Origin of the sequence: Pseudomonas sp. GW531-T4 (genome assembly GCF_017349615.1) — a bacterium.
Classification (GTDB): domain Bacteria; phylum Pseudomonadota; class Gammaproteobacteria; order Pseudomonadales; family Pseudomonadaceae; genus Aquipseudomonas; species Aquipseudomonas chlororaphis_I.
This window is the reverse complement of record NZ_JACMZT010000015.1, coordinates 1-19,343: the sequence shown is the minus strand read 5'-3', so window position 1 is coordinate 19,343 and position 19,343 is coordinate 1. Positions and strand designations below refer to the sequence as shown.

The following is a 19,343-nucleotide window of genomic DNA, read 5'->3' as shown; positions in this document are numbered from 1 at the left end:
AACGGATCAAAATGTTTAGCGGCCTAGCGCCCTGACATAGGCCTGACAGGCCTGCAGGGCGATCAGTCCCCGGTCGCCGGCATCGGTGATGCCGACAATTCGTTGAGCATGCGCCGGGTCAAGTCGGGCTCGCGGGGCTCCATGAACCAGGCCGCCGGCGGCGGTGGCAGGCACTGTACAGCCGGCGGCGCTGTCGTGGGCGTCGAGGAGGACTGACAGGCGCAGATCAGCAGTGGCAAGACGGTCGCGCAGGCGACCTTGATCACGTTGGGCATCGCTCAAGGCTCGGTAATGGGTTTGGTCGCTGGCTTGCAGCTGTTGCTCCAGGGCCAGGCGTTTGTCCTGTTCGTCCCGCTGCCGGGCAGCGGCCGCCAGGTTCAGCTGATTCAGCGCTTCACCGTGCAGCCTGGCCTGCTCCGCCAGTTGCCGGCCAAAACGCCACTCCTGGACCTGCCAGGCCAGCGTCCCGGCAACGCCGGCCACCACGGCCAGCAGTACGACGACAGCCATTGCCCGGTAAGACAGCGGCATCAGGCCGAAGGCTGGCATAACACCTCCCGCGCCCGCGCCCAGAGTTGCAGGCGGTCCTCCAGCCCGTTCAAGCCGCCGTTGATACGACGGGTGATGCTGTTGAACTGGTCGCGGTCAGCCAGTTCATTAAGGCCGTTCTGCTGCCAGAACCAGGCGGCCGACTCGGCGGCCCACTGCGGTTGTTCCAGCAATTGCGGCAACGCCAGCAAACGCTCGTCGCCGAACAGTCCGAGGCTGCATTGCCGGTAGTTGTCGCGACCGGTGACCTGGATCAGACCACGGCCCCGGTATTTCTGGCCGTCGCCATCGGCCTCCGGGGTATTGCCCAGACGGGCCGCCAGGCTGCCGGTGTCGTATTTGCTCAGGTACTGGTCATTGCCCAGCTCCCGCACATAACGCAACTGCCCCGACTCATGACCGACCTGCGCGAGGAAGGCGGCCATGCGTTTGGGGGTGTTGATATAGCGGTGCGCCATGGCGGTGTTAAGCGCAGAAACAAAAACGCCCGCTTGGGAGCGGGCGTTGGGCATGATCTTGAGGAGTTGTCCCTCGGTCACAGACATTAGTCTCTCCCTGACTTGGGTTCATTTACTACGGAAGAAGGAGCGCAGTGTTTTCAGCGGGCCGCGGGGGGCCTCAAGGTTGAGCACTGGCCACTCAACTTCAAAGGGATAGCCCGGCTGCTGCTCGATACGGTTCAAGGCAACGCAGTAGCGCTTCCACTCCAGCAAGGTGGATTGCTCCTCGGACGAGGCCTCTCCCAGCTCAAGGGCGTATTGAAGTGGGGCTATGCGTAACGACGCTTCACGTAAACGACTATCGCGCTCCGCCTGGGTGCTTTTACTCTCAGCAGCAGATTTCGCCTCTTCATCCAGCTTCCAGTCACCCTCTACCCATATAAAGTGCTTACCCGGCCAAGGCTTGTCGGTAAAACCAACAGGTAACTCCCCGAGTTCTGTCCACTGCGTCAATGTGCCCGTTTGTATGTGGTAGATCGTGCCGCGCCGATCAGGTAACTGTATTGGGGCATTATCTATCCACGCCCATACGTAACCACTTTCAGGTTCCGGAAGTTCATGAGGCAGCTCCACCGCGTTACTCGGTAACTGCACACCGAGACCGGGAACAGCTGGAAACGTCACCGGCCCCACTAAGGCTTGTACTTGATTGATTAGATAATTAGCCATAAAAACCTTAAATAAGCTTGATTCGCCCCGGATAGGCAATGTTTCTGGGACGAGCAACGCCGCTATGATTCATCAATTCAGAATCAGGTAGTCTTGTCACAGTAGAGGCATCCGGCCAGATGTACTTAACAGTACATCCCGGATATGCAGCCAAATTGCCAATATCGAAGCCCAGTTGCTTTCTCTGATTAAGCATGTCGGTAGCAAATATGATGTTGTCTCCTATGCCATTATCCCCATGCACTAGGGACCCCGCCTGCCATGAACCTGGAGTACGACCGGAGTCGACTGTATTGTCCTCGGACCAGACCCGCAGAAACTCACCACGCGCCTCGGGTGTCCGGAAAGTAGTAACCCCATCCCCGGGAGACCAAGCCCCAGCTCGGTCACTTTCAGGACGTAACATTCCAGACTGCTGGGCGTGATCCCACAACCAGGGCCATTCCGTACGTTTCAGGGTTGATCCATTCAAGGCACCATATCCACCAGGGGCCAGAACCACCGTAGTTTCAAATACAGGTCGCCCCAGAGCGGTGCCATCAAATCGTCCGACCGGCCACCAACTACCGCTCCCATCGCTGCGTAAATGCCACCAGTCACCAGCCCCCATAAGCACCAGGAAGGGATAACCGGCAGAACGCAAATGAGTGTGGAACTTGATGTTGTCGGTCCCCGAACATTGCACTACCAAGCGGTTACCGCTGTTGTCCACGCGACGCACAATAACGTCACGCACACCTAAACTTGCGTTGCTGGGAGGAAGCGTTATCGACACTGTATCTGCTGCACCATTGATGAGTAGCAAACCCAGTTCGTCAGACTCCAGCAATCTGGAAACTGCAATATTCTTCACGACTGAAAGCATCGGGCTTGCTTTACCAACAATAACTTTCAATGCCTTCAGCAACTGAGCGTTATCGTTCTCATCCGGTGCTATACCTGCGCTTTTTACTACCGAGAGTATTTCTTGAGTTACACCATTGCCCCATGCCGCAGGGATCAATGATCCTGGAACACCAGAAACTGCATTTTCATCAATAAATCGACCATCTACCAAGCCAACACTTGGAACACTAATCGGATAATCCATTACTTAACCTTCTACCTCGAACATGATTGATCTTACCCACAACTCCCCCTCCACTAGAGATGACACGCATGAAACATGCTTCAACCCAGCAATACCGTCGAATAAAAACGATTCAAGTAGTACACTTGGGTAGAAAGTCCAAAAATAGTTTCTATAAAAATACTAATATCCCGACAACCACTCAGGTGGCGCTGGGTGACTTTCTGGAGTTGGAAAAACTGGGAGTGGGCCAGTCACGTAAAGACTGAATACAATTCAGAAACTCGTGAGACTGAGCCTCGGAAAACGTTGTATTTCGATTAATCAGCTGTTCATCAATATGGCGTTCGCAAAGCGGGTTCAGTAATCAGCATGGATGAAAGTCCTCCACCGCAAACGTCTGCAAACTGGCCTCACTCACCAGGGGCCTCGGGCCACTCGACAACCGTTGGAAATCCCTCTTGCTCCTGCACTCGCGATAGCAGCACCCGATACTTTTTCCAGGCACTCAGAGAGACCTTCTTGGTCGCCAAAGCTGCGATTTCCTTATCCGTGGCAATTTCAAGTTCCACGGAGTCCTGCAGGATATTCACGTCAGCCTGCAACTTCTCGATCACGGAGTTGGCGACAGCCGTCAGCTCGGCGCGTTGTAGCAGCATATTGCTCTTTATCATATCCACCCCCGGTTCGGCGATATCACCAAATTCCAAAGCCACTGCACGATCAAATAAGTCCCGACCATGAGATTCCGGGTCATTTGGAGAGGCAGTAAATATGATTTCGCCAAGAGAGTCCTTGGTATCTTCAAATGTCACATACAGGTTAAGCGTTGTATGTGCCACATCATTCCAGCAAGGTGTGTGAGCACTTAGTACTTTCATCATCTCAAGAAACCCTCAAGCATAGAGTTGTAGAGTCGGAGCTCGCGCCGTCTGTATTTCTGACCCCACCCATAATTCGCCAGGTGCCAGCAGGTGCGCCGCCCCAGTCATTGCCATCCGCAGCTGCGTATCTGCAATTCACACCCGCTACAAGTGAGCTAGGTCCGGTACCGCCACCGCCACCAACAAGCAGGAGTGCATAGGAGCCTACCGCGCCCGTGCCGGCCGTGGACTGCGCAGCTACTGCCCTCCCGTTACCGATGTGATCAGTCCAGATGGTTCCCAAATCGAAAGCATCTACTTGCGCCCTGAGACCCGAGCCGTCAGTAGCCCAGCCAAGCATGACCTGATTGGAGCCCTGAGCATTCCCTCCCCCCTGGCGTACAGGGGTATAGCCGAGCTTAAGTTGAAGAGCATAAACACCATTATCGGAAGCCCTTCTGAAGTAGGGAGTGTTCGGGTCATTACTTGCAAAACCGGCATAGGTAATCCCATCCCTTAGAACACGTTCACCTAAAAAGGAATTAACCTGAGTCGCGGTATATGCGTCGGTAATGCCATACCCCCCCAGAGTAGTCGCAGCCCTGGCCAGCCCCACATACTCGTTATTATTTTTATTGCGCATATAAGGCGTTGCCGAGTTACCGCTGGCAAAACCGGCAATGGAACAAGCATCGGAACTGATTTTTGCATCCAGCAAAGTATTGGCTGCTGTTTTGTTGTACACCTCGGAAACATCGGCCTTTTTGGCAGGGTCGAAGTTTCGCGAACACCACAGGCTGCCAAAGTTGGTGGCATCGACCTGGATAAGAACGTTCTGCCCATCCCAACCGATATAAACAGCGTTGGTTAGTTGGGTACCGACCCCACCCTGCTTGACGAAGGCATTGTTCGCCGCCGTTTTGCTGTAAGCGTCAGTAATCGCATAACCGTCCAGGGTGGTCGGGTTCGATCCCGATGTGACCTGGCCGCGTGCATTGACCACTACTTTCCGATACTCCCCGGCAGCCACACCGGTGGGCCCGGCCATCAGTTCGAAAACCAGGGGCGTGGCGCCGACGGTAATCGGCCCTGGAGTGGTCATTTGCCAGATACGCGACTTGTTAACCTGCCCTTCATCCGTCCCGACAATAAAGTTAGAGGTCACCTGATAATCCAGCGCCGCATCCGGTGCTCGCGACCAGGAATCGGCCGAAACGATATAAAGCCCGTTCTGCGCCGCATTCGCCTGGTCCTTGACCAACACACGATCGGCGACTGTGAGCTGCACGCCATCGATGGCTTGCAGACCGCTCAAGGCAACGGAGCCCGTGGTGGCGACACGCACAGAGTCCTTGAAATCCCGGGCAGCGAAACTCTGGATCGCCTGCAGCAACTGAGTGGTCGATGCCTCGTCGGGGACCAGGCCGGCCGATTTGATGACGTTCAGGATCTCCTGGGTAACCGCATTGCCCCAGGTAGCGGGAATCAATGATCCCGGAGTACCTGCCACCGGGTTTTCATCGACAAACTTCCCATTCAGCAGCCCGACCCCGGGCACGCTCTTTGGATAATCCATTGCTCTATTCTCTAGTCATGATTGATGTTCACCAGCCCATGGGCCGGAGCACTGTGTTGAATCAGGTATTGCAGAGCGCTGCCGGCGCCTTTCACGAAGTGCTGGGGCCGAAACGCCGGCCCAGCGACAGCCATCCGCCGGCGCTGAGGGGTCAAGTGAATTACGTCCTCCAGGTGCCGAAATGATCGAGCGCCCCATGCAAGGCGCATGGAGCCCGATAACAGAAGCGCTCGGATAATCCAGGCTGCGGGCAATTTTGACGAAGTACGCCGCGCTCTGATTGCCTCTGGCGAGCAGGCACCGCAACGCTGAAACTCACCAAACCGTTGGCCGCCTGGGCGGCCTTGGACTGGACGGCTGCAAACGCAACACGGCGTTCCAGTTCAGTTGCCGGCAACCTTGCGAATCGCCTCAATCGCTGCCTCGCAGGCGTCTTTCGCAGCCTCCTGCTTGCCCTTGCCGGCCTGGGCCCGGATGCGCTCTTTTGCCTGCAAGCGCAGCGTGCGAAGTGCGAGCAGCTTGCTGTTGAGCTCAGCCGCCTTGTCGAGAATCTGGTCGGCCGCTGCCTTGGCGGTACGGCCTTTCACTACCCAGGCGCTTACCGCGAGGGGCACTGCCTTTTTCGGGTAGCCGGCCTCCTTGAACGCCTGGGCGTCGCTGGCGGCCTGGGCATACTCCATGGCACGCAGCGGGTCGCCGCCGAGCATCTGCCGGGCGGCGTCAGCCTCCGCGTCCACTCGCCGGCAAAGTTGCTCCGCCTCCTGTTCGGCGATTGCCGCGGCCTTCGAGGCGTCCAACGACCACTGACTACCGTCCCAGTAGTGAGCTGCAGAGGGTGGAGTTCCATCGGCCCGAGTCAGTTCGCCATCCAGCACGAAATGCAGCGCATCTTTCTGCTTCCATTGCTCGGCCGTCACCTGCAGGACACTATTGCCCTCGGCTGTCGCCGCGTAGGCCAGTACTTCAGTGTCTTGCCACTCGATGACCACCCCGGACGCAAGGCAGTAAAGAACTTGCTTAGTCATATGTTCACCACTCAATGATCATCAGACCAGGAGCACCACGCCCCCCCGAGACGGCCAAAGCACCAGATATATACCAGCCTCCCGCGCCGCTGCCGCCAGCCCCGAAGCCGTAGGCATCCCGTGCCGCATACCCTCCCGATGTTCCATACCGACAGGCGCTACCACCGCCACCAAATGGCCCGCTTGCGCCAGCCCCCGACAGTCCTGCCGTCACCTGGGCCTGAGAGTCAGTAGCATCGCCACCGGCGGGAAATCCCTCTCCCCCTCTGGGACCGGCCACACGGTCTACAGGAAGATTTGCCCCCGAGTTACCGGCGCCTCCGCCACTCAGCACCAACAAAGCACCCCCCACACCCACGAGCGTGTTTCCTCCGCTTGTCGGGTTACTGACTCCGCTGACGCCCCCCACACCCGCCGCTCCAATCGTGATGGGGATCACTTGGCCAGGAGTGACGGTGACGGGTACCTTGATGGCCGGCTGGCCAGCACCACCGCCGCTGCCGCCGGATGCGGATCCGGTCGTTCCAGCTGGACACGAACCGCCACCACCCCCACCCGCACACCCACTGAGCCAGATCTTCGTCACGCCCTCCGGCACGGTGAAGCTGCCATTGGCGGTAAAGCGCTGAATGCCCAGCCCCGCGCTCTTGCGGCTGATGCTGCGGATCGCGCTCAGCAGCTGCGTCAGGTTCGCCTCGCTGGGTGTCAGGTCAGCCGCCGTGATCACGGCCAGCAGTTCCTGGGTCACCCCATTGCCCCAGTCCGCCGGAATCAGCGATCCCGGGGTGCCGGTCAGCGGGTTCTCATCGACGAACCTGCCGTTGACCAACCCGGCACTGGGCACACTCTTCGGATAATCCATCGGTCTATCCCCTAGTCATAATTGATGTGCACCCGCGTATGGGCTGGTGCGCTGCGGTGGATCTGGCACTCCAGGGCGGAGCCCGGGTTCATGCCGAAACGCTCGCCCCAGTAACTCGCGCCAAAGCGCCGGCCCAGGAGCAGTCGCCCACCGGTGTTGAGCGTCCACATGAATTGCGCCTGCCAAGTGCCGAAATGCGCGTCACCAAACCGTGCGCGGCCCATGCGCGGGGCTTCGTGCTCGGTGATGGTGGCGTTCGGATACCCCTGGCTACGGGCGATCTCGATGTAGTAGGCGAGCGCCTGGCTGCCGACGGCCAGCAGCCGCCGGCGCACGGCCAGGCGGCGGTCGTCGAACAGCGGGGTCGCACCCAGGCAGGGATCGGGCAGGTTCATCACCCGCTCCCAGTCCGGCACCAGCTCGCTGGCGCCCGCCGGGTCCATTTCGTTGAGCAGGTCGGCGGCGCGGGCGTCGAGGCGGGCCAGTTCCTGGGAGACGCCTTCGAGCACCTCCTCGAGTTCCGGCACCCGCTCCGGGTCCCAGGCCGGGCCGCTGGGCAGCAGGCTGCGCAGCTGGCTCTGGTACTGCGCGGAGGTTCTTACTCCAGCCATACGCAACCTCCGAACGTCAGCAACTGGTTACTGGCAGCGGGAACATCCGCGGCCGGCGCGCTGAGCCGGTGATCGTTCTCGCCGGCGGCACTGCTAATGGCCTCGCGGATATGGCTGATCAACAAGGTGTCGCCCAGGCCGGCCTCGCGGTTGTGCAGATCGCGCAACTGCGCCTCGACCGCCGCGCGTACCGCGCTGGTGTCCGGCGACAGCCGCAGGCTGTAGGTCACCGGCAATTGCTGCGGCGCCAGCACATGCAACTCGGCCGTCACCGGGCGCAGCGGTTCGATGTAGGCCTTTACCTCCGCCAGTTGCTCGGCATTCGGGATCGGTTGCGCATCGTCGTCGCGCATCACGAACAGGCCCACGGTGCCCGGCCCCAGGTAGCTGCCACGGCACCAGGCGCGGGTAATCCCCGGACACTCCAGCGCCCAGGTTTCATAGTCCTGGGCCGAGCCGCCGTGGGGGATGATGCGGTAGGAGCGGATCACCCGCGCGCGCAGCGATTCCAGGCTTTCCGCGGCGACGCCGCCGCTCAGGCCGGGGGCGAGCACGGTGAAGCTGTTGCCGATGCCCTGGATCGGTTGCACCGGGATCAGGTCCAGGCCGGCCTCGGCATTGCCCAGGGTGCCGGCGTCGAGGGCCTGGACGGTGGTGCTGTTGTTGCCGGCGCTGGTGGTGCGGGCGGCGGTGACTTTGTAGGTGCGGCCGTCACTGGCCTGCAGCAGGGTATCGACGTCCAGTACGGCGCCCGCCGCGGCGCTGAAGCTCACCGAACCGCTGGCCGCCTGGGCGGCCTTGCGTGGCTGGTTGAGGCGCAGCGCGGCGATGCGTTCCAGGGTCGACTCGTCGGCCTTGTCCGGCAGGATCTGATCGGCGATCCAGTCCAGGTAGCCGTAGAGGCCATAGGCGGCGCCACCGAGGGCGCGGGCCAGCACTTGCGCATCGGACTGGCGCAGCGCATCGCTGGCCAGGTCGCTTTGGGTGCGCTTGATCAGCACCGGCAGCGAAGGGGTATCAAAGGGCATAGGTCACCTGCCAACTGTTATCGGGGTTGATGTCCAGGCGTTCACCGTTGGCCAGGACCAGCGTCGTGCGCAGGTTCAGGCGCTGGTCGTCGAGACGTTCGCTGATGATCTCGACGGCGCTGCAATGGCCATCGTCGATCAGCCATTGCAGGGCTTCGCGGGCATAGAACTCGGCGTCGAGCTGGGTCTGGCGGGTGAGCTTGACCCGCCGCAGCAGCCACAACCGCGAGCCGATGCGGTCGTCGGCCACGGTGGGGAAACTGTCGCCCCACCAGCCGAAGCGCTCCTCGTCATCCAGCGGGTCGTCGTCTGCCGCGCGGCGCCAGGTGAACAGGCTGATCAGCACGGCACGGGTCAGTGCGCGATGCAGGTCTTGGCTGATGAACATCATTGGCCTCCCGCCGGCGCGCCGGTCTGCCCGCTACCCGACTGCACGCCGCCATGCACGTGCTGGATCTGGCTGATGCCGCCAGCGACCTGATCGCCCTGGGAGACGATCTTGCCGGTCTGGGTCAGGGTCGGGGTGTCGATGTGCACCGCGCTGCTGGCGCGGATATTGAGGGTGGCGGTCTCGATGTCGATGATCCGCCCGCGCTTGAAATGAATCTTGTCGCCTTCGTCGGTGTAGATCGCCACTTCGCCGGGGGCCAGGGCCTTGAGGCGAAAACGGCGGTCGGCGACCACCAGCACGACGGCATGGGAGCGATCGCCGCCGAGAAAGGTGGCGATGCCTTCGGCGCCGGCCAGCGGGTTGCTGGTGAAGCCGTAGGGTTCGAAGTGCTCCATGTCGTCGTTCACTTCGCCGGCGGTCAGGCGCATTTGCAGCGATTGCAGTTTGTTGGCCGAGTTGGCGAGCACGACGGTGCCGCGCGCCAACAGGCGTGTCAGTAGGCTCATGGTTTTTCCTTGACCTCTGTAGGAGCGAGCTTGCTCGCGATGGAGGCAGCACGGGGTGTCAGGCGGAGCGCTATCGCGAGCAAGCTCGCTCCCACACATGCATAAGGGGAACGACGTCAGGTTTTGGGGGGCACGGGGCTGGCGTCGAAGGTATGGGGCGGCGCCACCTGCAGGGTGGTGATCGAGCCCTGCTCGGAGAGCGAGTAGGTGACCTTGGAAATCAGCAGGTCCTGGTCGAAACCCAGCACCGGGTCGATCACCCGCACCAGGGTGTTGTGGCGCCACAGCTCGCCGTTGCTCTGGCGCCAGCCCTGCACCTTGTAGGTGCTGGTCAGGGCCTTGCCGGTACGGATGGCGCTTTCCCAGTCGGCCCGTTGCTGGGCCAGTTCCTGGGTCAGCTGGGCCGGCTCGTTGATCACCGTGACCCGCTTGCGCTTGGCCGTGCTGTCGCTGGCCACGCCCGACACTTCGCTGACCGCGGCGCCGCTTTTCTGGTCGTTGCCCTTGTGCTGGCCGATCACCCGGTACTCGGAAAACACCTGGCTGAAGTCCATCGGCGCACTGGCCGAAAGGATGTTCTGGCCCAGCTCCAGCACATCCACCGCGCGCCCGCCGCTGCCCGGCCGGGCCAACAGCACCCGGCCTTCGGCGTCGTCGGTGGAGAACACCCGGAACAACGTCAGCAGGCGGTCGATAGACTGGAACACGGTTTCCCCGGGCACGATGCTGTGGCTGCTCAGCCGCGTGGTTTCCGCGATCTCGCTGACTACACCAACGCCGTAGGACGCGGCCAGGGCCTGGACGATTTTCAACAGGCTCTGTTCGCGCCATTGGCCGGGCTGGTTGATCGCCGCGCAATCCACCAGGTCCTGGGTCAGGGAGCTGCCCTCGATGCTCAGGCCGATCTGCCGACCGTCATAGCTGATCGGCGCCTTGAACACATGGCCGCTGAGCAACAGGTCGGCGCCGATGCGCACCTGGCACTTGGCGCCGGGACGGATGCGCTGGTCCAGGGTCTGCCCGGGCCATTGCCAGGTCACGTCGAGCTTGAAGGTGCGAAACTGCCGCTCCAGGTCGGCGCTGATTTCGACGCTTTTCCAGCCGCCGTAATCCTGGCCGTCCACCGTCAACAGCACCCGGTTATCGAAGTTGCTCATGGCTCACTCCCCCGCCACTTTGACGTTGGTCGGCGGCAGGAAACCGGGATGGGCCACGCCGTTGCGCTGCTGCACTTCGGGCGCCCGGGTGGCGTCGCCGAACAGCCGGTAGGCGAGCACCACCGTCGGCAGGCTCTGCATCGGGTTCTTCACCACCAGCCGCACACCGGACGAAGCCACCGCGGTGAGGTGGCCGTAGACCAACTGGCGCAAGCCGTTGAGCACCTCGTAGTGCACAGCATCGGCTTTTTCCGCCGCCTGCCAGATCGCTTCGTTGATCGAGTTGCGCAGCGCCAGCACCTCATCGGCCACCGGCACTTCCGCACGGGTCACCGGCTGGATCGCCTGCTTGGCCAGCGACGGCGTGCCGCTCAGCTTGACCGCCGGGGTCGCCACCGGCAGCGACGCCACGGCCTGGGCGATCCGCACCAGCACGGCGTCCTGCACCAGGTCCGCCATGGCTTGCGCCGCGGCGGTGGTGTCCTTGCCGGTGGTGAGTTTCGGCGTGTCGATCTTCTTCACCGCCTCGACCTGCTGCGAAACGTTGGCCAGCACGCCGCGATAACCGTTGCGCGCATAGTCCTTGAGGTCCTTGATGTCCCCCAGCAAGCCCTTGAACTCGGCGCTGACTTCCTTGGGCAAGTCCTTGATCGCCCGCACCAGCAGATTGAGATCGCGGTAGGTGTCGATCAGCGGCTTGAGCTCCTGCTCGATGGTCTGGTAGACCTCCTTGAGGCTGTTGCGCAGATCGGCGATGCCGATGCGCGCGGCCTTGACCAGGGTCATGGCCTCCTCGAAGCGGCGCACCGCCGAGCCGATAAGGCTGTCGGCCGACACCAGCAACAACTGGCGGGTGTTGACCGTGGCGCTGGGGAACTGCAACGGCTGGTCGGGGTAGAACTTCAGGGTGAAGGTCACCAGGCCGCCGTCCTGGCGGCTCTGGGTCATCTCGCATTCACCGACCTTGACCTGCAGGCGCCCCAGCCACGGATGCACCAGCTCGCCACTGCCCTGCTCCAGCGCCTGGAGCAGCTTGTCACGCTGCTCCAGGCAATCGGCGCCGACGATGAACGCCGTCAGGTCGTGGGTCCGCGCCTGCCGCCCCAGGCTCTCGTAGAACGGCAGGTCACGCTGCGGGTACTCGTGCAACTGGCCCTTGTGGCCGACCGGGGTTTTCGCCTGGTCGACCCAGAACCCGACGCCACGAAACGACGCCGGCAACAAACGATCACGCCAGCTCATTGGAACCTCCTAGCGAAAGTGAGCGATAGCCGACACGCGACGACAGCGCCACGCCGGGTTGGTTGATTTGCGGCGCGCTGGTACGCAGGCCCGCCGGGGCGTTTTCGAAACTCACTGTCAGCCCGCCCTGCAATTGCGTGCGGTTGTTGGCCGCGCTCTGTTGCAGCAGCGAGGTGGAGCTTTGCGGCAGGCTGCCGGAAAGCGCCGAAGAACCCGGTGCCGGCTGGCCACCACCGAAAAACGCCGGCGCCAGCGCACCTTTGCCTTCGGCATTGGTTTGCCGCTGCGCCTCGGTGAGGTTTTCCACCTTGCCGGTGACGCGAGCGACGAAGCCGGCGAACCCACCGTCGAACAGTTCCCTGATCGGCGCGATCACCGCCTGCAGCCGTTGCCACAGGCCACTGAACCACTCAGTGATCGGCTCCCAGTTCTTGATGATCTGCCCCAGGGGCGACCACTCGAACATACCGCGCATAAACTCGATGGCCGGCGCCGCCAGGGCTTTCAACACCTCCCAGAGGGCCGCGAACACGTCGCTGATGGGCTGCCAGTTGGCGATGACCTGCCCCACGGGCGACCACTCGAACAGGGTGACAAAAAAGTCCTTGATGACCTGTGCCGCGCTTTTCAGGGTGGCCCAGATGGAGTCGAAGTAGGTGCTGATGGCACCCCAGTTGTTGATCACCATCCCCAGTGGCGAGGTATCGAACAACCTGACGAAGAAGTCCTTCACCTGTTGCGCCGGACCTTGCAGGCCGGCCCAGAGCGAAGCGAAGTAGGCGCTGATCGCGCCCCAGTTGTTGACCACCATCCCCAGTGGCGAGCTGTCGAACAGCCCGATGAAGAAGGCCTTGAGCCGTTGCGCCGGACCTTGCAGGCCGGCCCAGAGCGAAGCGAAGTAGGCGCTGATGGCGCCCCAGTTATTGATCACCAGCCCCAGCGGCGAGCTGTCGAACAGCCCGATGAAGAAGGCCTTGACCCGTTGCGCCGGACCTTGCAGGTCAGCCCAGAGCGAGGCGAAGAAACCGCTGATCGCTCCCCAGTTGTTGATCACCATCCCCAGCGGTGTCCAGTCGAACAGGCCTTTGAGGAAATCCATCGCCGGAACGGACAACGCCTTGAGCAACTCCCAGAGCGCCGAAAACAGGCCGCTCAGGGGCGTCCAGTTCTCAATCACCAGCCCCAACGGCGTCCAGGAAAACACCTGCTTGAAGAAGTCGACCACTGACGCGGCCATCGTCTTGAGCTGTTCCCAGAGACCGGCGAAAAAGCCGGTGATCGATCCCCAATTGGCGATCACCATGCCCAGCGGGGTCCAGCCGAAGACAGTCCTCAACCCCGCCATCAGTTGCGTGGCGGCGTCCTTGATGCTTGCCCAGAGGGTGACAAAAAACGCCGACAGCGGCTCCCAGTTGGCCACGATCAGGCCAGCCGCCACCGCGATCCCCAGGGCGACCAGGCCGATGGGCGAGGCCAGCAGGCCGCTGCTGAACAGGGTCACGGCGGACGAAGCCAGGGTCATGGCGCCGCGGATCGCGGTGAAGGCCAAGGCGCCGGCGGCGAGGCCCTGGACCAGTTGCGGGTTGCTTTCAATGACCTTCGCCACAAAGCCCAGCAGCGGTTGCACGGCGGTCACTACCGAGTTGACCGCCGGCAGCAGCGCACTGCCGAACTTTTGCGAAATATCGTCGACGCTGTCGCTGAAGGCCTTCAGGTTGGTGCCCGTCTCGCCCAGCACATCCTTGGGCGGTTCGATGCCCTGCGCCACCAGCTTGGCCCGCGCCGCCTGGTTCTCGAATTCGATGGCGGAATTGACCCCCGCCACGAAGGGCGCGGCCAGGCCACCGCCCTTGATCAGGCCGGAAAAATCCAGCCCGCCCAGGCCGCTGTCTTCGATGCTTTTCTTGAAGTTGCTGACTTTCGAACGAACCTCGCCCAGCTCGGCGTCCAGTTTCTGCATGCCTTGCATGACCACCAGCATGTTCACCGTGGTCTGCACATGGGTCACGCTCAGGCGCTGTTTGATGCTCGTCTGATTCAAGCTTTGATTGATGTTCGCCATCACTGCACCTGCTGCATCGCATTGATCCGTTGCGCGTGCTCCAGGGACTCCCGGAGCACATCCAGTGGCCTGGCCATCATCTGTTCGGGGTCAACCTTCCAGAACCAGGCCAGGTCATAGGCAACCGCGATCAGGTCGCTGATGGCTCCGATGCCGCACTCATGAAAAAACTCGCGACCGCCCAGCTCAGGGCGTTGAGGTCAGCCAGGTCCAGCTGGTTGACCGAGGACGGAGGAATGCCGGCACAGACCGCGATGTACTTGGCCGCGACGTCCATGTCGAGGCTGACTTCTTCGCTCTTGTCGATCTTGTACGGCAGCGCCTTGATCGCCCGCACTTCCTGCACCGTCGGGCGGCGCAGGGTCAGTTCGGTCAGCGGTTCGCCGTGGGCTTCGATGGCCACACGCAGCTTTACGCTATCGCTCATTGCCAGGTCCCCTTGATGCCTTCGAACTTCAGTTCGATGCTCGCGTCGTCACCCTTGGAAACCGGCTCTTCCACCAGGTAGGCGCCGGCCAGGACGTAGACCTTGCCGTTGCTGAATTCGCAGGTGACGGTCATGTCGGAACCGGCCACCAGCTGCTTGAGCGGGAAGTCCGGGGTGTGCAGCGCCGTGACCTTGAAGGACGGGGCAATGTCGGTTTCCTTGTAGAAACCCGGCACGATGGTTTCCCGTTTCACGGACATCAGCGGTGCTTCGCAGCCGCCGTTGATGGTCAGTTGAGCGCCGTCCACTTTGACGTAGCAGGTGCCCGCAATCAGTTGACCCATGGTGTTTCTCCCAAAAAATGAGCCCGCACCAGGCGGGCTGGAAAAGCGCAGTGAAAGAGGCTCGGCTTAGGCCGCCGCGTCGTACTGCAGACGGAATTGGTTGAGCAGCGCGAACACTCGCAGGCCGTTGATGTAGTCCGGCGGGAACAGCACGTTGACCCGGCTCGGGTCCTGGCTGTCGCGCTCGACGATCAGGTGCTCGGCGAACAGCTCGGCGTTCTCCACATGGCCTTCCAGTTCCAGCTTGGCGTACTGGGCGATCAGCTCGCCGCGGATGGTGCTCGGGGTCACGATCGGCTGGCCGGCACCGAAGCGGGTACCGTCGGCGGCCAGTTTGTGGCGCCCGTACTTGCTGGTGATCACGCTTTGCAGGCGGCGCACGATAAAGGCCGACTGGTGCATGGTTTCGCTGTCCAGGTAGGAGTTGTCGGCCTGGCCGTAGGCGTTCTTCTGGTAGGTGGTGATCGAACGCTGGATGCGCACGTAACCGCCTTCGTAGTAGGCGGTGGCGATGCCGTAGCTGAGCAGCGACTGACGCTCGGTCAGGGTGAAACGCTCGCTGGCCGGCGCCGGATCGACACCCGGCAGGCTGCCGCTCTGGGTCGGACGGCTGGCATCGGCGGAGATGAACACCGAGGTGCGCGCGGCCAGTGCGGCGGCCTGCACCCAGAACGGTTGCGGTACGCCCGGCTCCAGGGCCTGGATGGTGATGTGCTGGTCGTTGCGGGCCTGACCGGCCGCCACCAGGGTGCCGACGGTACCGCGCTTGGCGCTGTAGACATGACCGAACAGTTGCTTGGCCCAGGACCAGCGACCGGTGCTGTCATCCATGACGGCTTGCCAGGCGTTGAGGGTCGCGGTGTCGGTCCACGGCATGCAGATGAACTCGAACGGTTCATCGCCCAGGGCCGCCAGGGCAGCGACCTGATCCGGCACGCCGGCGCCGCCGGCCATTTTGCCGACCGTCACGCTCAAGCCAGCCGGGGTTTCTTCGCCATTGCTCTTGCCCAGGCGGTTGAGCTGCAGGCTGATGTCGTTAGCGCTGTCGCCGGTCCACTTGGCGGTCAGGGTCAGGGTGCCTTCGACCGCGGCGGCGCTCACCGGCAGGTCGGCGGCGGCGTTGATTTTCAGCGCCAGCGCGCTGGCGGCCTGCGCCGCGGTGGCGGCATTGACGATGGCGGCCTGAACCCGCACACCACCGACATACAGGTTGAGCACGCCGCTTTCGCTGGCGGTGCCGGTGAACTTCAGCTCGGCCTTGGCCACGCTGCCTTCGACGTTGTGCAGCGGCAGGCACCAGATCTCACCGATCGGGTCGGTCTTGCGCCAGGTCTCGTACATGGAGGCGAGCATCGAGCCCTGACCGCCGATGCTCTTGGCCAGCGCGATGCTGGAGACCAGCACCAGCTTGCCGGTTTCGGCCGGCGCGACGTTGTCGTTGACCTGGGCCACGATCAGTCGACGCATGGCCGAAGACGCGCTATTGGCCGCCGAATTGTCCATCTCGGCGTAGAACAGCGGCACACGAATGTCCGCCGGAATATTACTGAATCCGATCGCCATTATTTGGCTCCTTGTGGTTTGGCCGCCTTCGCGGCCTTGAGGGTGATATCGCCATCGGCCAGACGCCGGCGCCACCAGGCGTTGTCGTCGACTTCACGGCCTTCCAGCGGCAGCAGGTCGCCGGCTTCGGGGTCCGGCACGGCGCGGCCCGCGGCCGGCAGCACAGTGATGCGTTTGCTCATTGCGTTACGTCTCCAGAGAAAGTCAGTTCCAGGCGCCCGTCGGGCCCCGGGTGTTGCAGGTTGGGGTCCGCCGGATCGATGGCATCGACCCGCACCGTGACCCCGGTAAAGGACGGCAGGCCGTCCAGTTCACGCTCACGCCAGGTTTCCGCCGGCTGGCTGGCCAGGTTGCGTCCCAGCTGGAACTCGGCGAAAAAGCGCAGCTGATAGAACAACCGCGTGGCACTGAGCGAAACCATCTCGCCACCGTCGTATTCGATCGGGTTGTAGTCCGCGCCCGGCTTGAACCCCACCAGCGCCCGCCACAACTCGGCCCGCAGGCTTTCGAGTTGCTCCAGCGCCTGCCGGGCATCGCTGGCATCCAGCACCAGGGTGATCACAAAGCGGTCGCGGATGGCCTGGCGGGTGACGTTCTGCCCGGTGCTCGGGCTGGCCAGATCGGCGATCGGCGTCACATGGGCACTGGGGGTGGGCAACGCGGTATTGCTTTGCAGCAGCGCGAGATCGACGCCGACGGCCACCTGATTGGCCAGGCCGGGGCAGTGATCGCGCAGCTGCGTGAGGATCGGAGTGATCTTCATGAAGAAGCTCCAGAATCGAATGAGATAAGAAAACCGAGGGCGATACCCAGCAGCCATTGGCGATGCACAAAGGGCGAACGCTCCCCTCCCAACATGTGCTTGAGCTTTATCAGGGGGGGTGACAGGGGGAAGGTTGCGGACGGCCAGAGAGATCAGGCCGCCGTTGCGCCGGGCAAACTCAGTCCGGCTGGGGCTCCAGGCATTTGGCCGAGAGGGTGCAGCGATAGCCCTGGGTACGGGAGCCGCTGGAGGTCACCTTCTTGATCGACCAGCGTCCCCGCATGAAGCCGGGCCAGGTATCGTCAAGCAGGACCAGCCCCTCGGCCGACAACGCCGGGTTGCCAGGGCACTCGATCTGGATATTGCGCGCCTCACGCTCCTGCCTGCGCATCTCGCTGATGGCCGCGGCCAGGGCTTCCTGCTCGCTGGCCCGGCGCTTGCCCAACTTGTTGAAGGGCGCGCTACCGACCTGCACCACTCGCTCCTTGGCGGCGGCGCTGTCCCACCAGGTGCTTTGGCAGCCCTGGAATTTCGAGCGACTTTCCTCATCGACCTTGGCCGAAATGAAGGCCGAATCCCCCGGGCGGTTATCCCGGGTCACCGACAAGCGCACATCCGGCAGCGTTTGTCCCGACAAAGACTTGACCTGACCGCTGCGAGCCAGCACATACAGGCCGTTCACCGGTTTGGTCACCGCGCCGTACTCCCTGGCCAGGCGCGTCAGAAAACTCATGTCGGTTTCGTTGGACTGATCGACATGAGCGATCTGTACCCCATCCAGCTCCGGCGCCACCCGCGGCGAAAACCCGTGGCGGGTGACCAGTTGACGAAACAGCGCGCCAAGGGTGATCGGCCCGTAGCTGGCGGATCGGCGACGCCTGAAACCCGTCTCGTCGCTCTCCTTGAACGGCGCGGCGGTGGCCACCAGCACCAGGCGCATGGGGTACAGGAAGGGTGTGCGCCGGGCAATGATGAATTGCCCCTTGTCCACCATGCCCGACTCCAGGTAACCGACCCGCAAGCCGATGCGGCCGCCCAGGCTGGGCAATCCGTCGAGCCCTTCGGTATCGAGGGTCAGGGTCAGTTGATCGGATTCGATCCCGGCCGCGTCGATGTGCTGCCATTGCACCAGACGCTCATTGAGCAGCGCCGCGTTGGCGCCGTAGATCTCTACCGACGGCGTAAATCCAAGTGCCATGTCGCCTCCTTAATCCCAGGCCGATACCGGCGTTGCGAGTACCGGCCGGGTCTCCAGCTCGGGCAGTTTCACCCAGAGCCCCGCCGGCAGCACCGGCCCATGCTCGGCCAGCCCTGGATTGAGCCGCCAGAGCGCTTCCTCGGCGGCATCGTCGTTGCGACCAAGCTCGCGGTAGAGCAACAGGTTCACCGAATCGCCAGCAATGCTTCTGACCTTACGCATTGATGAACTCCGTCAGTTCTATGACCCAGTCGTTGACCATCGCCGTGCCGTCATCGATCACGTAGCTTTGGCTCTCGGACACACTGTCGATTCGCCACAGGCCCCAGTTGCGGCCGATGCCATCGACCAGCGGCAGCGGCACCCGCAACGCCTGCAAGGCACGCAACTCATCGAGCCGCGTCATGGCGATCGCACGCATGGACTTGCCACTGATTGTCAGCCCTTGCAGGCCCTGACCGGTCTGGCTGGATTTAGGCTTGCTGGTGAGAATCTCCAGGCTCACCCAACCACCACCCGACTTGCGCACCAGGGAGCTGTAAGCGAACCCTCGCGACTGGCCGAAAATAAAACTGCCCAGCACCATTTGCTGTCGCATCAAACACCTCCATCGCTCAGGGCGGCACCGCGTCTTACCGCGAGTGGGTCGGTCATCATCAAGGGTATGAACTGCGCCCTGAGCTGTTGCAGCACGAGGTCGGCAATATGCTGGGAGCTGGCTTGATCGGGACCGCTGATCTGAATGACCGGGGCGAAGGTGATCGGCGGGCTGACTGCCTGACCGGCACCCGCCGGGTTCGCCGGCTGGCCGCCCACCAGGTCGTTCTTGACCTGCTCCGGCGAGCCGAGGCGATCGACCAGGGCGCCGAGTTTGTCGCCCAGGCTGGCGCCGTAGTCACCGCCATAATAGCCACCGAACAGTCCACCGACGGCCGCAC

Annotated in this window: 23 protein-coding genes and 1 pseudogene; all 24 read right to left on the bottom strand. The window is 62.5% G+C overall.

Going from position 1 to position 19,343, the window contains the following annotated elements:
- Positions 1-15: 15 nt before the first annotated feature.
- Positions 16-549, bottom strand: coding sequence for a lysis system i-spanin subunit Rz (locus tag J4D28_RS14190; protein ID WP_103331121.1), 534 nt, complete (start codon positions 547-549; stop codon positions 16-18).
- Entirely contained in the window at positions 531-1,094 is a 564-nt protein-coding gene (locus tag J4D28_RS14185) for a glycoside hydrolase family 19 protein (protein WP_009047322.1), read from the bottom strand. Before J4D28_RS14185 ends, J4D28_RS14190 begins: the two co-directional genes overlap by 19 nt.
- Before the next feature lie 21 nt (positions 1,095-1,115).
- The gene (locus J4D28_RS14180; RefSeq protein ID WP_009047321.1) at positions 1,116-1,718 is read right to left on the bottom strand and encodes a tail fiber assembly protein; all 603 of its coding nucleotides are present in this window, start codon (positions 1,716-1,718) and stop codon (positions 1,116-1,118) included.
- A 7-nt stretch (positions 1,719-1,725) separates the two neighbouring features.
- Positions 1,726-2,808: a hypothetical protein gene (locus J4D28_RS14175; protein WP_009047320.1), complete on the bottom strand. Its 1,083-nt coding sequence runs from the start codon at positions 2,806-2,808 to the stop codon at positions 1,726-1,728.
- 392 nt (positions 2,809-3,200) lie between these two features.
- On the bottom strand, positions 3,201-3,671 hold the full coding sequence (locus tag J4D28_RS14170) for a tail fiber assembly protein (protein WP_041985690.1): 471 nt from the start codon (positions 3,669-3,671) through the stop codon (positions 3,201-3,203).
- A gap of 1 nt (position 3,672) precedes the next feature.
- Entirely contained in the window at positions 3,673-5,226 is a 1,554-nt protein-coding gene (locus J4D28_RS14165; protein ID WP_009047319.1) for a hypothetical protein, read from the bottom strand.
- A gap of 383 nt (positions 5,227-5,609) precedes the next feature.
- On the bottom strand, positions 5,610-6,251 hold the full coding sequence (locus J4D28_RS14160; RefSeq protein WP_009047318.1) for a hypothetical protein: 642 nt from the start codon (positions 6,249-6,251) through the stop codon (positions 5,610-5,612).
- Between the two features lie 4 nt (positions 6,252-6,255).
- Positions 6,256-7,113 (bottom strand): hypothetical protein, encoded by an 858-nt coding sequence (locus tag J4D28_RS14155; protein ID WP_009042431.1) that lies wholly within the window; start codon positions 7,111-7,113, stop codon positions 6,256-6,258.
- 11 nt (positions 7,114-7,124) lie between these two features.
- Positions 7,125-7,724 carry a YmfQ family protein gene (locus tag J4D28_RS14150; RefSeq protein WP_103331120.1) on the bottom strand — a complete coding sequence of 200 codons (600 nt, stop codon included), beginning with the start codon at positions 7,722-7,724 and terminating at the stop codon, positions 7,125-7,127.
- Positions 7,712-8,752, bottom strand: coding sequence for a baseplate J/gp47 family protein (locus J4D28_RS14145; protein ID WP_009047316.1), 1,041 nt, complete (start codon positions 8,750-8,752; stop codon positions 7,712-7,714). Before J4D28_RS14145 ends, J4D28_RS14150 begins: the two co-directional genes overlap by 13 nt.
- Positions 8,742-9,140 (bottom strand): phage GP46 family protein, encoded by a 399-nt coding sequence (locus J4D28_RS14140; RefSeq protein WP_009047315.1) that lies wholly within the window; start codon positions 9,138-9,140, stop codon positions 8,742-8,744. The genes J4D28_RS14145 and J4D28_RS14140 overlap by 11 nt, the downstream gene beginning before the upstream one ends.
- Entirely contained in the window at positions 9,140-9,649 is a 510-nt protein-coding gene (locus tag J4D28_RS14135; RefSeq protein ID WP_009047314.1) for a phage baseplate assembly protein V, read from the bottom strand. Before J4D28_RS14135 ends, J4D28_RS14140 begins: the two co-directional genes overlap by 1 nt.
- Before the next feature lie 116 nt (positions 9,650-9,765).
- The gene (locus tag J4D28_RS14130; RefSeq protein WP_009047313.1) at positions 9,766-10,806 is read right to left on the bottom strand and encodes a phage baseplate assembly protein; all 1,041 of its coding nucleotides are present in this window, start codon (positions 10,804-10,806) and stop codon (positions 9,766-9,768) included.
- Positions 10,807-10,809: 3 nt separating this feature from the next.
- Entirely contained in the window at positions 10,810-12,048 is a 1,239-nt protein-coding gene (locus tag J4D28_RS14125; protein WP_009047312.1) for a DNA circularization protein, read from the bottom strand.
- The gene (locus J4D28_RS14120; RefSeq protein ID WP_039967758.1) at positions 12,035-14,110 is read right to left on the bottom strand and encodes a tail protein; all 2,076 of its coding nucleotides are present in this window, start codon (positions 14,108-14,110) and stop codon (positions 12,035-12,037) included. Before J4D28_RS14120 ends, J4D28_RS14125 begins: the two co-directional genes overlap by 14 nt.
- A 130-nt stretch (positions 14,111-14,240) precedes the next feature.
- Positions 14,241-14,537: a phage tail assembly protein gene (locus J4D28_RS14115; RefSeq protein WP_007923972.1), complete on the bottom strand. Its 297-nt coding sequence runs from the start codon at positions 14,535-14,537 to the stop codon at positions 14,241-14,243.
- The gene (locus tag J4D28_RS14110) at positions 14,534-14,881 is read right to left on the bottom strand and encodes a phage tail tube protein (protein WP_007923973.1); all 348 of its coding nucleotides are present in this window, start codon (positions 14,879-14,881) and stop codon (positions 14,534-14,536) included. The genes J4D28_RS14115 and J4D28_RS14110 overlap by 4 nt, the downstream gene beginning before the upstream one ends.
- A gap of 66 nt (positions 14,882-14,947) precedes the next feature.
- The gene (locus J4D28_RS14105; protein WP_103331119.1) at positions 14,948-16,444 is read right to left on the bottom strand and encodes a phage tail sheath subtilisin-like domain-containing protein; all 1,497 of its coding nucleotides are present in this window, start codon (positions 16,442-16,444) and stop codon (positions 14,948-14,950) included.
- Positions 16,444-16,626, bottom strand: coding sequence for a DUF2635 domain-containing protein (locus J4D28_RS14100; RefSeq protein ID WP_007923975.1), 183 nt, complete (start codon positions 16,624-16,626; stop codon positions 16,444-16,446). The genes J4D28_RS14105 and J4D28_RS14100 overlap by 1 nt, the downstream gene beginning before the upstream one ends.
- Positions 16,623-17,207, bottom strand: coding sequence for a hypothetical protein (locus J4D28_RS14095; RefSeq protein ID WP_103331118.1), 585 nt, complete (start codon positions 17,205-17,207; stop codon positions 16,623-16,625). The genes J4D28_RS14100 and J4D28_RS14095 overlap by 4 nt, the downstream gene beginning before the upstream one ends.
- A 178-nt stretch (positions 17,208-17,385) precedes the next feature.
- On the bottom strand, positions 17,386-18,405 hold the full coding sequence (locus tag J4D28_RS14090; protein ID WP_053268350.1) for a contractile injection system protein, VgrG/Pvc8 family: 1,020 nt from the start codon (positions 18,403-18,405) through the stop codon (positions 17,386-17,388).
- A 9-nt stretch (positions 18,406-18,414) separates the two neighbouring features.
- Complete coding sequence (locus tag J4D28_RS14085) at positions 18,415-18,627, bottom strand: tail protein X (protein WP_023969822.1); 213 nt, start codon at positions 18,625-18,627, stop codon at positions 18,415-18,417.
- Positions 18,620-19,003 carry a phage tail protein gene (locus tag J4D28_RS14080; RefSeq protein ID WP_007923988.1) on the bottom strand — a complete coding sequence of 128 codons (384 nt, stop codon included), beginning with the start codon at positions 19,001-19,003 and terminating at the stop codon, positions 18,620-18,622. Before J4D28_RS14080 ends, J4D28_RS14085 begins: the two co-directional genes overlap by 8 nt.
- Positions 19,003-19,343 (bottom strand): annotated as a pseudogene (locus J4D28_RS14075) (phage tail tape measure protein); the annotation flags it as partial. The pseudogene J4D28_RS14075 and the gene J4D28_RS14080, both read right to left, overlap by 1 nt.

Bases quoted from the DNA above. Each gene is read 5' to 3' on its own strand.
- J4D28_RS14175 (WP_009047320.1), bottom strand. From the start codon at position 2,808: ATGGATTATCCGATTAGTGTTCCAAGTGTTGGCTTGGTAGATGGTCGA.
- J4D28_RS14165 (WP_009047319.1), bottom strand. From the start codon at position 5,226: ATGGATTATCCAAAGAGCGTGCCCGGGGTCGGGCTGCTGAATGGGAAG.
- J4D28_RS14110 (WP_007923973.1), bottom strand. From the start codon at position 14,881: ATGGGTCAACTGATTGCGGGCACCTGCTACGTCAAAGTGGACGGCGCT.
- J4D28_RS14115 (WP_007923972.1), bottom strand. From the start codon at position 14,537: ATGAGCGATAGCGTAAAGCTGCGTGTGGCCATCGAAGCCCACGGCGAA.
- J4D28_RS14095 (WP_103331118.1), bottom strand. From the start codon at position 17,207: ATGAAGATCACTCCGATCCTCACGCAGCTGCGCGATCACTGCCCCGGC.
- J4D28_RS14120 (WP_039967758.1), bottom strand. From the start codon at position 14,110: ATGGCGAACATCAATCAAAGCTTGAATCAGACGAGCATCAAACAGCGC.
- J4D28_RS14145 (WP_009047316.1), bottom strand. From the start codon at position 8,752: ATGCCCTTTGATACCCCTTCGCTGCCGGTGCTGATCAAGCGCACCCAA.
- J4D28_RS14130 (WP_009047313.1), bottom strand. From the start codon at position 10,806: ATGAGCAACTTCGATAACCGGGTGCTGTTGACGGTGGACGGCCAGGAT.
- J4D28_RS14180 (WP_009047321.1), bottom strand. From the start codon at position 1,718: ATGGCTAATTATCTAATCAATCAAGTACAAGCCTTAGTGGGGCCGGTG.
- J4D28_RS14085 (WP_023969822.1), bottom strand. From the start codon at position 18,627: ATGCGTAAGGTCAGAAGCATTGCTGGCGATTCGGTGAACCTGTTGCTC.
- J4D28_RS14160 (WP_009047318.1), bottom strand. From the start codon at position 6,251: ATGACTAAGCAAGTTCTTTACTGCCTTGCGTCCGGGGTGGTCATCGAG.
- J4D28_RS14140 (WP_009047315.1), bottom strand. From the start codon at position 9,140: ATGTTCATCAGCCAAGACCTGCATCGCGCACTGACCCGTGCCGTGCTG.
- J4D28_RS14155 (WP_009042431.1), bottom strand. From the start codon at position 7,113: ATGGATTATCCGAAGAGTGTGCCCAGTGCCGGGTTGGTCAACGGCAGG.
- J4D28_RS14190 (WP_103331121.1), bottom strand. From the start codon at position 549: ATGCCAGCCTTCGGCCTGATGCCGCTGTCTTACCGGGCAATGGCTGTC.
- J4D28_RS14125 (WP_009047312.1), bottom strand. From the start codon at position 12,048: ATGAGCTGGCGTGATCGTTTGTTGCCGGCGTCGTTTCGTGGCGTCGGG.
- J4D28_RS14185 (WP_009047322.1), bottom strand. From the start codon at position 1,094: ATGTCTGTGACCGAGGGACAACTCCTCAAGATCATGCCCAACGCCCGC.
- J4D28_RS14100 (WP_007923975.1), bottom strand. From the start codon at position 16,626: ATGAGCAAACGCATCACTGTGCTGCCGGCCGCGGGCCGCGCCGTGCCG.
- J4D28_RS14080 (WP_007923988.1), bottom strand. From the start codon at position 19,003: ATGCGACAGCAAATGGTGCTGGGCAGTTTTATTTTCGGCCAGTCGCGA.
- J4D28_RS14170 (WP_041985690.1), bottom strand. From the start codon at position 3,671: ATGATGAAAGTACTAAGTGCTCACACACCTTGCTGGAATGATGTGGCA.
- J4D28_RS14105 (WP_103331119.1), bottom strand. From the start codon at position 16,444: ATGGCGATCGGATTCAGTAATATTCCGGCGGACATTCGTGTGCCGCTG.
- J4D28_RS14090 (WP_053268350.1), bottom strand. From the start codon at position 18,405: ATGGCACTTGGATTTACGCCGTCGGTAGAGATCTACGGCGCCAACGCG.
- J4D28_RS14135 (WP_009047314.1), bottom strand. From the start codon at position 9,649: ATGAGCCTACTGACACGCCTGTTGGCGCGCGGCACCGTCGTGCTCGCC.
- J4D28_RS14150 (WP_103331120.1), bottom strand. From the start codon at position 7,724: ATGGCTGGAGTAAGAACCTCCGCGCAGTACCAGAGCCAGCTGCGCAGC.